General features: G+C 44.3%; 8 protein-coding genes and 1 pseudogene. 7 read left to right on the top strand and 2 right to left on the bottom strand.

Annotated features, from left to right (window positions below; genetic code table 11):
- Window positions 1–175 (top strand): annotated as a pseudogene (locus tag G589_RS22455) (IS110 family transposase); the annotation flags it as partial.
- Between the two features lie 185 nt (window positions 176–360).
- Here G589_RS22455 and G589_RS0114885 read toward each other — a convergent pair.
- Both G589_RS0114885 and G589_RS0114880 read right to left on the bottom strand, forming a co-directional pair.
- Window positions 361–1,926: a 2-hydroxyacyl-CoA dehydratase family protein gene (locus tag G589_RS0114885; protein WP_026522677.1), complete on the bottom strand. Its 1,566-nt coding sequence runs from the start codon at window positions 1,924–1,926 to the stop codon at window positions 361–363.
- On the bottom strand, window positions 1,919–3,121 hold the full coding sequence (locus G589_RS0114880; protein WP_026522676.1) for a 2-hydroxyacyl-CoA dehydratase family protein: 1,203 nt from the start codon (window positions 3,119–3,121) through the stop codon (window positions 1,919–1,921). Before G589_RS0114880 ends, G589_RS0114885 begins: the two co-directional genes overlap by 8 nt.
- A 141-nt stretch (window positions 3,122–3,262) precedes the next feature.
- Here G589_RS0114880 and G589_RS0114875 point away from each other — a divergent pair, with 141 nt between their 5' ends.
- From G589_RS0114875 to G589_RS21355, 6 genes are all read left to right on the top strand, one after another.
- Window positions 3,263–5,782, top strand: coding sequence for a FapA family protein (locus G589_RS0114875; RefSeq protein ID WP_026522675.1), 2,520 nt, complete (start codon window positions 3,263–3,265; stop codon window positions 5,780–5,782).
- Window positions 5,783–5,925: 143 nt separating this feature from the next.
- The gene (gene argH, locus G589_RS0114870; RefSeq protein WP_026522674.1) at window positions 5,926–7,314 is read left to right on the top strand and encodes an argininosuccinate lyase; all 1,389 of its coding nucleotides are present in this window, start codon (window positions 5,926–5,928) and stop codon (window positions 7,312–7,314) included.
- A 33-nt stretch (window positions 7,315–7,347) separates the two neighbouring features.
- Window positions 7,348–8,433, top strand: a complete 1,086-nt coding sequence (gene asd, locus G589_RS0114865) for an aspartate-semialdehyde dehydrogenase (RefSeq protein WP_026522673.1) — start codon at window positions 7,348–7,350, stop codon at window positions 8,431–8,433.
- A gap of 19 nt (window positions 8,434–8,452) precedes the next feature.
- Window positions 8,453–9,829, top strand: a complete 1,377-nt coding sequence (locus tag G589_RS0114860; RefSeq protein WP_026522672.1) for an ATP-binding protein — start codon at window positions 8,453–8,455, stop codon at window positions 9,827–9,829.
- A complete protein-coding gene (locus G589_RS0114855) occupies window positions 9,822–11,906 on the top strand; it encodes a DNA topoisomerase (protein ID WP_026522671.1) in 2,085 nt (694 codons plus the stop codon). The genes G589_RS0114860 and G589_RS0114855 overlap by 8 nt, the downstream gene beginning before the upstream one ends.
- Entirely contained in the window at window positions 11,884–15,375 is a 3,492-nt protein-coding gene (locus G589_RS21355; protein WP_051192420.1) for an ATP-binding protein, read from the top strand. The genes G589_RS0114855 and G589_RS21355 overlap by 23 nt, the downstream gene beginning before the upstream one ends.
- Window positions 15,376–15,491 lie beyond the last annotated feature (116 nt).

Raw genomic sequence — 15,491 nt, 5'->3', positions numbered from 1 at the left:
GTTTAACGCCACTATTTACGTCTGCCATTGGGATTCGACATTCAATGCTTACCTTGCAAAAAAGCGAGCCGAAGGAAAGCACTACTATGTTGCTGTATCCCATGCAACGAAGAAGCTCGTGAGACTGATATATCAGCTTGAGAAATCTCATCAGTCATACAACAAAGCAGCTTAACTAATTCCATACAAATCTTCTTTCAAGAGCATCTAAAACGATGCTCTATTTGTCATGCAGTTTTCAAGGTGCTGAATACGATGAATAAGTCATCGTCGCTATATTTAAAACATTTCTGTTTTAAAACATTTTTATTGACTTTCTTTAATAGTTAGTCTTGTGTTATAGATTTAAGTGAAATTCCATTACCAGCTCTTTTCATCCGGAAGAACTTCAAGTGATGGATCAATCGGCTCCTCGTTAAATACTGTCCTCATGAAGGAGTTGATCTGATCACGAACGCCCTGGCGGGAGATGATACGTGGATCGAAGAGGTCGTGGGATACCCAGACAAGAGGAATACCCTTTTCACGGGCCTTTTCTTCGAAGAGACCATGCATTCCATCGAGGGCCTTACAGCTCATGTGCTCCCAGAGGATAACCATGTCTGCGTTGAACATTTCAACAAACTCCCAGAGCTCATCAAGAAGAACCTTGTAACCGCCGTGGGTTCTGTTTCTCATGATCATGTTCTCTGTAAGCCAAGCCATGTCATAGATGGCCTGTTCTCTGTTCTCGGGAGTATCCTCAGTTACAAGCTTCTTGGTTGATACCATTGAAAGCATATCGGTAAGAGGAACAATGCCCCAGCAGTTAAGGAGCCATACAAGGAAGTCCATGTAGTAGTGGGACTGAACGCCCCAAACGATAGCACGGTGTCTGTATTCCTTGGCTGCCATTTTCTTTTTTGCATAAGCCTGACGGGCAAGCTTGGTTATCTTTTTGTCTGCCTTCTCGAAGGCTGCAACTCTACCGCAGATAGCCATGTAGTTGGTCTCTGTGTAGAGAGCAAGGTTTGAACCAAATACCTGAGGATAAGGAGTACGGTTCATTTCAAGCCACTCCTGGCGGCACTCAGTTGCGTAGTTAACACGCTTTGCACACTCAAAGTATGCTTTCCAGTCCCATTTAACGCCGGTGTGCTTCTCGATGAATGCGATGGCATTTCTGATCTCCTGAGCAGCATATTCCTGAACGTCATCCTCTCTGTGACGGAGTGGAGCAGCAAGCTGGAATACAGGGATTCCATTCTCCTTCTCAAGACGCTGGGAGATTACACCGTTACCAAGAAGTGACCCGTCGCAGGTTGTGTTGCACTGGATGGCACATGCTCCAAGGATCGGAGCATCATCATCTATGGAAACACCTGCCTCAGCCTCGGGCATGGGGCATACGTCTCCGGCAAGACCGTATTCCTGAGCTACATCAATATAGTGGCATGCAGCGTACTGATTAAGGAGAACCGATACATAGGTGGAAGGAGTTTCTCTTGAGAGACATTTAAGAGTGGGGAAGCCCATCATTACAGCTGTCATCTCGTTTTCGTCAACAAGAACCACCTTGTCTGAAAACTTCTTGTCGTTGCCAATCCTGCGATCACCCCTAAAGAGTGAGTCAAGGAGCTTGGCAACATCATCGATAACCAGGTCCTGTTCCTCGTGACAGATTCTCAGGTACTCACCTCTAAGACCCTGTGTATGTCTGTCTACCATCATGGGAACAGCCAGGTAGTTGGCCATCCAGCGATATCTGAACATGGCCTTTACATTTCTTGGCTTCATGACGAATTTACCAAGTGTCATCATGATCTTAAGCCATCTTGAATAGTCGTACATTGTGTCCACAAGTCCGCGCCATTCACGTCTTTTCCTGACCAGGGACCCCTCTTTATAAAAATCACCGAGCCTGTCGGCGCCAATCTCTTTAGCCATTTGCATCACCTCGCTGAATCTTTTTGATCTCTATACTCTCGACGAAGGCCTGTACTCTTGTGGTCATCTGTCCCGATACACCTATGCTGTAAGGCCTGTCAACCGAAAGAACAGGATAGCCGTAAGTGTTTCTGAGGATAGTTGACCCCATCATCTTTTCATAAGCCCATGGGTCGCAGAATTTCATCTGCTGGTAGATAATGCCGTCGGCTTTATATTCTTTAGCAAGCTCATCCACGTAGATCCTGCGGTGATCCATCTTGTCGGTGTTCATGTAGCGAGGGCATTCGCCTCTGTTCATATAAGCTTTGCAGATCTGAGTAAGAGGGTCTTCCTCATCGTTTAAAATGATGGGATTTCTGCCCGGAAGAGAGCCGTAGCAGAAACGGTCGGCACATACATAGGCGCCGGCGTCCTCGATCAGCTTAACAAAGTCTGTGTCGTCAACTTCAGAGCCGACAACAAGTACCCTTGCTCTGAAAGCATTCTTTTCATCAGGCTCGCGGGTCTTTAATTCCTCCAAAGTCTCTTCGAGCTTATCCAGCAAAAGATATTTAGGAGCAACATAGGTTGCCAGAGTGATCACATTAAATTCATAGCCGGTGATACGAGGGTTTTCTTCCTTCCTGAAATCACCGATTGCACGGATCAGCTCGCAAACGCGGTTGTGATCTGCAACAGCTTTCCTGATTGCCTCATCGGAAATATCGATGCCGTATTTCTCGCTTAGAGGCTTTAAAATGTGGTTTCTGCACTGAAGTACATAGAGATTAAGACCGTTGTCGTCGGCCTTCATGGGAATCTCCATATACTCGAAAAAGAACTTGTCCTTACCCTTGCCAAGAGTCTTTAACAGTTCCATATTTTCTATGCAGCGGTTCATCATAGAGCAGCCGTCGGGAGTAATTATTGCGTCAGCAAAATTATAGCCTCCTTCAATGGCGCGCTCCAAAAGAGCACGGCTGTATTCGCATAGAAAACTTGTCATGTAGTAAGTGGAGATGTCCAAGGATCCTGTCCTTGGTGCACGGAGTCGTGCGGAGAAACACCCCGGAAGATTAAGTAGTGGTTCTGGAGTGTTTTCGCAGGCGTAGGCAACACAAATATTACCATCTGCCTGTGCTTTTTGAACCAGCTCATTGTTTGCCTCAAGGAGCAGATTCTCGAAGAAAATCAGATGTTTTAAGTCTTTCACTATTTCCCCTACCTTCTTATTAATTATTTATAAAATAAGTCTAATAGAATAGGGAAAATATGTCAATTAATAGTGCATTTGCACGATATATTGATTTATAATATAAGGTAGTATCGATAACTAGACAGTCTTGAGGTATCTATGGCAAATTTAAGTTACGAAAGTACTGCTTCAAGTTCATATTCGGGACTGGATGTCTTTAGTGGAAACTCCTATGAGAATGAATTAAAGCTCTGTCAGGAGATGGGAGCCGATGTACAAAAGCTTAAGTCCCTTCATTTCAATACACTTCAGCTTGCGGAGATAAGAAAAGGCTTGTCCGATAAGCTCGATGTAAGCAAATACATGGATCCAAACCTTTCATGGGGTGCCATGGAGGAGATACGCCTTGAGATGTATCAGGGCATAGATATGTCTTCTTACAGAGAGCAGGGCTTTGATACAACTCAGCTTGCGCAGATAAGAGAGGGTCTTGTCGCCGGAATCGATGTCACTCCCTATGCCAAAAAAGTATATTTTGCTGACCAGATGCGTGAGATCAGACGCGGTCTGACAAAGGGAAGCGAAGTTCCAATCATTTTCTATCAGGATCCTGCCTTTGAAGCGCTTCAGATGAGAGAGATCAGAAAAGGTCTTCAGGCGGGTATTGATATATCTCATTATGCCCATGTGACCATGCCATATCTGAAGATGAGAGCCATAAGAACGAGCGCTGAGGATGGCCTTGTTTTTGAACAGAAGGATATCGACAGATACAATGCCGGCATTCTGAATCAGATGCACAAGGCATATATGGACAAGGTTGATATCTCAAAATATATCGCCCGTAAGTTTGATGCAGAACAGCTTGAAGAGATGAGGATCGCCATAAAGAAAGGCCTTCCCATCGATAAGTACATCACTGACGATATGAGAGGCGATACTATCAGAGAAATCAGGATCGGCCTTGAAAACGGCGTTGATGTCAGGCAGTATGCAGATGTTGCTTACGGCTGGCAACAGATGTATGAGATGCGTATCGGTCTTGAGCATCAGTTGGATATAAAGCCGTATTGCAAGCCTTTATATCAGGCTGATCAGATGAGAGAGATAAGACTTGGTCTTGAGGAGAGCCTTGATGTATCCAAGTTCTCATCTCTGATGTACACAGCAAGAGATATGCGGCGCATACGCCAGAGTATGCTTGCAGGAAGCATAGGCGGCAAAAAAGCTGGGAGCACTGAGCAGAAAGCGGAAGCTGAACCTATATCTCCCAGCAAAATATCCGGTGAAGATGCCTTTGTTAATGATATGCTTGAGCACCGTGACACCTACCTCAACTTTGAGGAGGGTAACATGATGTGCTTCCTTACTCTGCCTGAGAGAATGGATGGCAGAAAATATACAGAGGAGATCATCTTTAAGTTTCTTGAAAAAGCCAAGGTTATCTATGGTGTAGACAAAGAGGCTGTAAAGAAAATAGGCCGTGAAGGTAAGCCGGTCATAAGAGCTTTGGTAGCTGCAGGAATGGAGGTTGTCAACGGACGTAACGGATATTACGAGTACTTCTTTGATACTTCCGAGGAACTTGAACCGGAGCTTCTTAAGGACGGAACCTGTGACCTTGATAAGATGAAATGTCTGCAGCCTGTAAAGGTTGGAGATAAGATAGCTGAATACCACAAAGCCACCAAGGGAACTGACGGATACGATGTATTCGGCAATTACATAAAGGCAATTCCGGGAAAAGAGATACCGATCCTTAAAGGTACAGGCTTTATGATCATGAACGACAGAGTGAGCTATGTCGCAACTTATACCGGTGCCATACGTATGGTAGAAGGAAAAGTTGAGATAACCAAGCTCATGGTGGTTCAGGAAGTAAAGATAACGGACAAAAAGATCAAGTACGACGGTACAGTATTCGTAGTCGGAGATGTCTTTTCCGGAAGTGAGATAGAGGCAACGGGAGATGTAATCGTAGGCGGACATCTTGAGAGTTCAACTGTTGTCGCCGGCGGAGAAGTTGTCATAAAGGGCGGAGTAACCTGTCCTATAAGAGGCGGAATCACTGCGAAGGGTGATGTATGTGCCAAGTATTTTGAAGGTGCCACCATCAGCGGAGAGAACATTTCCGCCAACTACTTCATAAACTGTAAGGTTGAAGCAAGAGGCTATGTAAAGACCTACGGAAGAGTCGGCATGATCTACGGCGGAACCATTAACTGCATTTACGGAATCGAAGCAGCATCCGTAGGTAATAAGTCAGGAGCCAGAACCATCATCAATCTTGGCGTAAACTCGGGTATCCTCTCAAAATACAATAATGCTCAAAAGAGTATCGTCAGAGAAGTTGAGCAGCTGGAGACTTTGAACACCGAGAAGGAGAGGCTTAAGGAACTCGGAGCCGGAAACCGTGAACTCATGCAGTGGAAGGTCAAGATAAATGCAGCTGTAGCTTCCAAAGAGACCAGGATTAGAGAGCTGAAGGCTGAGATAGCATCTCTTGAAGAGGAGATAAACAAGAGTAACGGAGCAAGCGCTGTTATCACTGAGATGGCCTATGCAAATACCATATTTGTCATCTCGGGTGTCATCTACAGACTTGAGAGCGACAGAAAAACCTATGACAAGATGATATTCAAGGCGGATGCCAAGAAAGAAAATATAATAGTTTTATAAGGCCGATTGTAAAAAACGTACTGCCGCAGGTGACTGTGGCAGTATTTTTTGTGAAAAAGAGCGATTGTTTAGGACTTGATTGTATGTTAAGTTTGGATTATAATTTTTGAGACTTTAACACATCACAGTAATGGAGGCAACATATGGCACAGCTTTGGGGTGGAAGATTTACAGGCAGCATCAATGAACTGGCGTGGACTTTCAACGCATCAATTACCTTCGATCAGAGGTTTTTGGAAGTAGACGTAAGAGGAAGCAAGGCGCATGCCACTATGCTTGCCAGGCAGGGAATAATATCGGAGGAGGAGAAAAATGCCATTATTTGCGGACTTGATGCAATCCTTTCCGATGTCAGAGATGGTAAACTTGAGATAACAGATAAGTATGAGGATATCCATAGCTTCCTGGAGGCTAACCTGATCGACAGGATTGGTGATGCCGGCAAGAAGGTACACACAGGAAGAAGCCGTAATGATCAGGTAGCTCTTGATATGAGGCTCTACTGCAGGGGTGAGGTCGAAAACACTGCAAATCTCCTGGAAGAGATGCTTAAGTGCCTTAGCAGTATTATGAAGGATAACCTTGAGACTTATATGCCGGGATTTACTCATCTTCAGAAGGCCCAGCCCGTAACACTTGCGCACCATCTCGGTGCATATTTTGAGATGTTTAAAAGAGACCTTCTTCGCATGAAGGATATCTATAAGAGAATGAACTACTGTCCGCTTGGAGCCGGAGCACTTGCCGGAACAACATATCCCCTGGACAGGGACTATGTAGCAGAGCTTCTTGATTTTGAGGGACCTACCCTTAACAGCATGGATTCCGTATCGGACAGGGACTACCTGATAGAGTATATGTCAGCTCTTTCAACAATAATGATGCACTTATCAAGGCTTTCCGAGGAAATCATCATCTGGAACTCCAACGAGTACAGATTTGTGGAGATAGATGATGCCTACTCGACAGGAAGCAGCATCATGCCACAGAAAAAGAACCCTGATATCGCAGAGCTTGTAAGAGGTAAGACCGGAAGAGTATACGGCGATCTTATGAGCCTTCTTACCACAATGAAGGGAATACCACTTGCTTATAACAAGGATATGCAGGAGGACAAAGAGGCAGCTTTTGATGCCATGGATACAGTAAGAAACTGCCTTACACTCTTTACCGATATGCTTGCAACTCTTAAGTTCAACAGGGACAACATGGAAAAGAGTGCAACAAAGGGCTTTACCAATGCAACCGATGCGGCAGACTATCTTGTAAACAAGGGAATGCCATTCAGAGATGCACATTCAGTCATCGGAAGACTGGTTCTTGCCTGCATCGACAAGGGATGTGCAATTGATAATCTGTCTCTTTCAGAGCTCAAGGAGTTTTCAGAGCTCTTTGATGAGGATATATTTGATGCGATCTCTCTTAAGACCTGCGTTGAAAAGAGACTTACAGTCGGAGCTCCAAGCCCTGATGTTATGAAAAAAGTAATTGAAGCGAACGATGAATTTCTGTCATCTTTTAGCTTTAAATAAAAAGAAAAAAGGAATATGAGAGGAGTAACTATTATGAGCGACAAGTTAAAAGTAGCGGTTCTTGGTGGAACCGGAATGGTTGGACAGAGGTTTATCTCAATTATTGAGAATCACCCTTGGTTTGAGGTTACTACAATTGCAGCAAGCCCTCGCAGTGCCGGCAAGACCTATGAAGAGTCAGTTGGTTCAAGATGGAAAATGGAAACCCCAATGCCTGATTCTGTAAAGAACATCGTTATCAAGGATGTCACAGATGTTAAGGCTGTTTCCGAGGACGTTGATTTTGTTCTTTCAGCTGTAAACATGTCCAAGGACGAGATCAAGGCTATCGAGGAAGAGTACGCTAAGACTGAGACACCTGTAGTATCAAACAACTCAGCTCACAGATGGACTCCCGACGTACCTATGATCATTCCTGAGATCAACCCTGAGCACATGGATGTTATCGAGTTCCAGAAAAAGAGACTCGGAACATCAAAGGGCTTTATCGCAGTTAAGCCCAACTGCTCAATCCAGAGCTACACACCCGCTCTTACAGCATGGAAGGAGTTTGAGCCTTACGAGGTAGTTGCTACAACCTATCAGGCTATTTCAGGTGCAGGCAAGAACTTTGAGGAGTGGCCCGAGATGGTAGGAAACGTAATTCCTTTCATTTCAGGTGAGGAAGAGAAGTCAGAGAAAGAGCCTCTTCGTATCTGGGGTAAGGTAGAGAACGGCGTTATCGTTCCTGCAGATGATGTAAAGATTACATGCCAGTGCATCAGAATCCCTGTTCTTTACGGACACACAGCTGCAGCATTCGTTAAATTCAAGAAGAACCCTACCAAGGAGCAGCTCATCGAGAAGCTTGAAAGCTTCAAGGGACTTCCTCAGGAGCTTGGTCTTCCAAGTGCTCCCAAGCAGTTTATCCAGTACATGCAGGAAGACAACAGACCTCAGATCACTCTTGACGTTAACTATGAGAACGGTATGGGAGTAAGCATCGGAAGAATTCGTGAGGATTCTATCTACGATTGGAAGTTTGTAGGTCTTTCACACAACACACTGCGTGGAGCAGCAGGCGGTGCAGTAGAGTGTGCAGAGCTTCTTAAGGCCAGCGGATACATAAGCAAAAAATAATTCATGTAAAGTGAACGTTATGGAAGAGATAAGAAAAATCGATCTGGCGTTTTTAAACAGATACTACGACAGTGGGCGCTCCAACATTCTTGTGGTTTACGGCCACAGGAATGTGGAGCAGAACTCGCTGCTCTTTAAATTCATTGAGAACAGAAGAAGTGTCTTTTACACGGCAAGGAGTGTCTCGAGCAGGGAGCAGATAAAGCTCTGGGAAAAAGAGCTGATGGAAACAAAGAGCAGCCTTTCAGAGAATCCCACCTACACAGAGATATTTGATCTTGCTATAGGAAGCGCGGGGAGAAACCCCGTGATCTTCGTCATTAAGAATTTCGAGTACATAATCAAATCATCGGATAGCTTTATGAAGGAACTGGTAGGCTTTGTTGAGAAGAACGGCAAGTACAGACAGATCCTTGTTCTTCTTGTAAGCAGCGATGTGTCATGGGTTGAGAACAACATGGTACAGTCCCTTGGCTCTTTGTCCACATCCCTTGCGGGATTCAGAAAGATTAAGCCCCTTCCGTTTTCGGAGATGAGAAGCTACTTCAAGAACATGCCCTACAGGGATGCGGTGCTTACTTATTCTGTCTTGGGAGGACAGACACTTCTCTGGAGATACTTTGATGATTCTCTTTCTTTTAAGGAGAATGTGTGCAAGAACATTCTTGATCCGGGGTCATTTCTTTACGGAGAGGCACTTCGCCTTACCGAATACAGCTTAAGAGAGACATCCGTCTATCATACACTGCTTTCGGAGATGGCAAAGGGCGCCAATAAGCTCAATGACATTTATCATGCAACAGGCTTTTCAAGGGCCAAGATTTCAGTTTATCTAAAGACCCTTATCCATCATGATTTTGCTTATAAGGCATACTCATTCGGAAATGCCGGAAGAGAAAATGTTATGAAGGGTGTCTATAAGATTTTGGACCCTCTGCTTGACTTTTACTTCAGGTTCATATTCCCAAATGAGAGCAGTTTATTACAGATGCCTGCCGACAAATTTTATGATATATTTATATCTGCAGGAATTCAAAATTATGCCGGTGAGCACTTTAAGAGCGTCTGCCGTGAGTACATTCTAAGGCTAGAGGAGAGAGGTCTTTTCCCCTTTGAGATCGGTGATGAGGGCGAGTGGATTGGCAAGGAAGGAACCATTGACATAATAGCTCAGAGTGATATGGGAGATACTGCCCTCGGACTTTGTTCGTGGCAGAAACAGATAACCCATGCGGATCTCGACAGGCTTGAATACTGCGCAAAAAAAGCAAGACTTGAGGGAGATGTTATCTATCTCTTTTCCACAGCAGGCTTTGATGACTGGATCGTTGATGCGTCACTAAAGCCCGGCAGTAAACTTAAGCTGATAGGGATAGATGAGCTTACGAATGGCTAATAAATCTGTATATATTGCTGAGAAAAACAGCGTGGCACAGGCTTTTGCCGGTGCACTTAAAAAGAATTTTTCCAGGAGAGACGGTTACCTGGAGTCCGATGACGCTATTGTTACATGGTGCGTCGGACATCTGGTAACCATGAGCTATCCTGAGGTCTATGATGAGAAATTTGCAAGGTGGTCTTTTGACACACTTCCGTTTATTCCGGAAAACTATAGATACGAAGTTATAAGGAATGTCTCAAAACAGTTCAACATAGTAAAAGGCTTACTCAATAGAGATGATGTGGATACGATTTATATATGCACCGACTCGGGAAGAGAAGGTGAATATATCTATCGTCTTGTTGACATGCAGGCAAATGTCAAGGGCAAAGTAAGAAAGCGCGTATGGATCGATTCCCAGACAGAAGAGGAGATCCTAAGAGGAATCAGAGAAGCTAAGGATGACAGCGAGTATGATAACCTGGGGGCTTCAGCGTTTTTGCGCGCCAAGGAAGATTACCTTATGGGTATCAACTTCTCAAGAGCCCTGACACTGCGCTATGCGTATTCTATCAAGAACTATTTGGGACTTGATAAGTGCGTGATCAGCGTCGGCAGAGTTATGACCTGCGTTCTTGGTATCGTTGTAGACAGGGAGAGAGAGATCAGAAACTTCGTTAAGACTCCCTTCTACAGAGTACTCGCAGGAGCGATGATAAATGGCAAGAAGTGCGATGCCGAGTGGAGAGTGACGCAGGATTCTCACTTTGACGGATCCCCTGAACTGTACAGCGAAAAGGGCTTTAAGGCAAAAGAGGGTGCAGAAAAGCTGATCAGGGAAGTTGGCACGAGGAATAGAAGTGCTACGGTTGAAAAATGCGAGACCAAGAAAGAAGTCAAGAATCCTCCGCTTTTATATAACCTTGCGGAGCTTCAGAATGACTGCTCAAGACTATTTAAGATAAATCCCGATGAGACCCTGGCTATTGCACAGGAGCTCTACGAGAAAAAGCTTACGACCTACCCCAGAACCGATGCCAGAGTTATGTCCTCTGCCATTGCCAAGGTTATAGACCAGAACATAAAGGGGCTTACTGCATATGAGCCCTGTTCGGTATTTGCAAGAGCCATACTTCAGCATGAGTCCTATAAGGGTATCGCCAAGACAAGATATGTAAATGACAAGGCAATCACCGACCACTACGCTATTATTCCAACCGGTCAGGGATTTTCTGCAATTTCGTCATTAAGTCCCACATCTGCCTTGGTTTATGAGATAATAGTAAGGAGATTTCTTGCTGTTTTTTATCCACCTGCAACTTATCAGAAAGTAGGACTGGAATTATCTCTGCCAAACCTTGATAATGAAGGCAAGAGAGAACACTTTTTTGCCAACTTCAAGATCCTCACCGGAAAGGGCTATCTTCACGTAATGGACTACTCCTTCTCCAAGAAGAAGGACAATAAGGAGAGCGAGGAAGATGCTCCTAAGGATGGCGAAGAGGCAGAACAGACTGTAACGGATGAAGAACTTTTTGAATACTTAAAGAAGATCAAAAAGGGCGATGAGCTCCCTGTAGAATCCTTTGAGATCAAGGAGGGAGAGACTTCTCCGCCCAAGAGATACAGCTCCGGAACCATTATCCTCACCATGGAAAATGCCGGACAGTTCATAGAAGATGAAGAGCTTCGTGCTCAGATAAAGGGGTCGGGAATCGGAACCAGTGCGACAAGAGCCGGCATCCTTACCAAGCTCTTTAATATAGGTTATTTAAACCTGAATAAAAAGACTCAGATCATAACCCCCACGCAGATGGGAGAGATGGTCTATGAGACTGTGCTCTGTTCAATGAAGCCCATGTTAAACCCTGCTCTTACTGCCAGCTGGGAGAAGGGACTTACGGGGGTTGCAGACGGCTCCATCTCTGAGCAGGAGTACCTTAATAAGCTCAACGATTTTGTAACAAAGCGCACCAATATGGTCAAACAAAACGACTACAGAAATGCCTTAAGATCCAGGTTTGATTATGTGGCACCGTTTTATAAGACCATCAAAAAGGAAAATAAGAATGGAAGAACACAAAAGAAGTAAAAAGAGAAGACCGGTAATCCTTTTTCTACTTGCAATATGTATGATACTTACTTCCATTAGGCCTTCTGCCATAGCTTATGCTGCTGATGAGCAGGAGAAGGTTAAGGTCGGCTATTTCGAGAATGAGATATTCCAGGAAGGAGCCGGAGAAGGCCAGGTCAGAAAAGGATACGCCTACGAGTACTACCAGAAGATCGCTGAATATACAGGATGGGAGTATGAGTATGTTTACGGAAACTTTTCAGATCTTTACAGAAAGCTTTTGGCCGGGGATATAGATCTTTTGGCAGGCCTTGCTTATACACCGGAGAGAGAGGGCGTTATAGGTTATCCCAGAAACTCCATGGGAAGAGAGACTTACAACCTTGTTAAGCATGCTTTTGATGATTCCATAAATAATCTTCCTGCAACTCTGTCGGGCAAGAAGATCGGCGTTCAGGAAAGTGCCATTGTTGCGACTCTTAATGAGTTTTTGGAATCTCACAACATACTGGCTGATGTTGTGACCTTTAAATCTGCGGGTGAGATGGTTGCAGCCTTTGATAATGAAGAGCTTGATGTTTACGTTGCTGAGAGCAACGGAACCTATAACAGAGAGAATGCAGAGCTTTTGTATGCTTTTGGAGCTACCGATTACTACCTGTGCGTAAGTATAAACAGGCAGGATCTGCTTAATGAACTCAATGAGGCTCAGGAACAAATCATGATCGAAGAGCCTAACTACATAAACGGTCTTAATATCAAGTATTATCCATCCAGCATCACCAGCAGGAGCTTTTCGGGTGCTGAAAAGAGGTGGCTTTCCGAGCATGACACCTTGAGAGTGGGTTATCTGAACAACTATCTTCCATATTCTGATACCGATAAAGAGGGAAATGTCACAGGTCTGGTAAAAGACCTTATACCTGAGATGCTCAGGGAACTTGGAATAAGCACACTTTCTGTTGAGTATATCGGTTATGACAGCTATGACGACATGATCACTGCTATCGGAGAACAGCAGATTGAAACAGCATTCCCTGTTGGCGGAGGATTTTATTTCTCTGAGGAAAACAACATCTACCAGACCAATCCGGTCATAGCTTCAACCACAGCCATCGTTTATTCGGGAGAATACACAGAGTCCAAGCTCTCTACGTTTGCACTTAACAAGAACAACAGCATGCAGTACTACTTTGTAAAGAGCAATTTCCCCAATGCGCAGGTTACATTCTACGACTCAATAGAAGAAGCTTTGGATGCGGTCATTGAGGGCAAGGTAGGTTGCACAACCTTAAACGGTATGCGCGTCAACAATATCCTTAAGAACCGCAAGTACAGAGAACTCTCGGTTAAGCAGCAGAGCAAAGTGGATGAGAGATGCTTTGGAGTTCATCTCGGACATGAGGGACTTTTAAAGCTTTTAAACAGGGGACTCAATGTAGTAGGAAACGACCAGATCCAGGATATAGCACTTAGATATTCCGGAGACCTCTACAAGTATGATCTGAAGGACTCAATACTTGATAACATGTGGTTTGCGGTTCTGATCGTTTTTGTGATCTCTTCAATAATTGTTGCTTCCCTTGTCAAAGAGGTAATCTCCAATAAGAGGAGAGCATCAGAGAGAGAAGCAGATGCAAAAGAGCTTCAGAAAAAGAATATCCAGCTTGGTATAGCTGTAAGAGAGGCAGAAGAAGCCAACAAGGCCAAGGATGATTTCCTCTCATCCATGTCACATGATATAAGAACTCCGATGAACTCGATTCTTAGCATGAATGAGATGATCCTAAGGGAGAGTAAGGATGAGAATATCCTTGAGTATTCAGGGCACATCTTATCCTCAGGAAAGACACTTCTTGGAATTATCAATGATATTCTTGACTTTACCAAGATTGAATCCGGCAAAATGGAAATTGTACCCATCGAGTACGAGATTTCTTCCGTGCTCAATGACCTTGTAAACATTGCAAAGGCCATGACGGAGGAAAAAGGTCTTTTGCTGGAGCTTAATATAGACAGTGGCCTTCCGAATTACCTAAGGGGTGATGAGATTAGGATCAAGCAGGCTGTCACAAACCTCATTACTAATGCGGTTAAGTACACTAAAGAGGGAAGTGTGACCATAGGCCTTGGCTATGCAAGAATGCCCGGCGATGACAAGAGTGTTCTTTTAAACTTCAGTGTAAAAGACACGGGAATAGGCATTAAGGAAGAGGAGATCAATAAGATCTTCGAAGCCTTTGAGAGACTTGATAAAAAGAAGAACCAGGGAGTAGAGGGAACAGGTCTTGGAATCACCATAACTCAGAAACTCCTTAATCTCATGGGTTCAACTCTTGAAGTTGAAAGTGTGTACGGAGAGGGCTCGTCATTTAGCTTTACCCTTAAGCAGGAAGTGCTTAAATGGGATGCTGTCGGTGATTTCGAAGCAGCCTTCAGAAAGTCAATCGTAGAGAGAAGCAAGTATAAGGAGAAGTTTACTGCTCCTGATGCAAACGTTCTTGTGGTTGACGATACACCGGTTAACCTTACAGTATTTAAGAACCTCTTAAAGCACACCAAGCTTCGCATTGATGAGGCGATCAGTGCCGATGAGTGCATCGAGAGAGCATCAAGGACGAAGTATGACCTTATCTTCCTTGACCACATGATGCCTCATAAGGACGGCATCGAAGCTCTTAAGGAATTAAAGGCCATGAAGGATAATCCCAATATTGAGACGCCGATCGTATGCCTTACAGCAAATGCGATTGCCGGAATGAGAGAGGTTTACATCTCTGCGGGATTTGACGATTATCTGGCTAAACCCATAAATCCATCAGCTTTGGAGAGTATGATCATCAAGTATCTTCCAAATGACAAGATCTGTCCTGCTGGTAAGGTGGGAAATGTACCTCAGAAGGCGGATGAGATACCCATGGCGCTTTATGAGCTGGAGGGGCTTAACGTATTTATAGGAATCAAGCACTGCGGAGATAAGTCCTCATATCTTGAGACCCTTCGCACCTACAAGAATTCAGCACCTCAGACCATTGCTGATATAGAGAATTACTGGGAAAAGAGAGATATCTTAAACCTCACGACCATGATCCACGGCATAAAGAGTTCCTCAAGAGTTATCGGTGCCTCTGAGCTGGCTGATCTTGCAGAGAAGCTCGAGAAGGCCGGAAGGGTCGGTGATGAGGAGACTTTGTTTGACGGCCTTGGTGACCTTATGCTGCTCTACAGAGATCTTACCAATAGGATAGTTGTTCCCGATGAGAAGCCTGTAAGCGAAGATGGAAGAAGAGTTCTGGATAGAAATGAACTTAAAAGTATCTATGTGAGCCTTAGGTCTCACCTTGATAACGGTCATTACAAAGAAGTGGAGAGCATCGGAGAGCTTTTGAAAAACTCCGCTATTCCCGAAGATGAGAGAGATAGGGTAGAGAATATTATTGAGGTTATTTCAGCCTACGACTACGACGATGTGTACAAATTCATCTGAGAGTAAAATAAATGTTAAATTTCTATCATATCTGTTGAAAAGTACCGCGAATTATGCAAAAATATGTATTGGCACGGCTTAAAAGTGTACAAAACGTGAGTGAGTAATGCAAATTA

The organism is Butyrivibrio sp. VCB2001 (assembly GCF_000423965.1).
Lineage (GTDB): Bacteria > Bacillota > Clostridia > Lachnospirales > Lachnospiraceae > Butyrivibrio.
The sequence above is the reverse complement of the archived record's forward strand: the minus strand, read 5'-3'. Positions and strand labels throughout refer to the sequence as shown.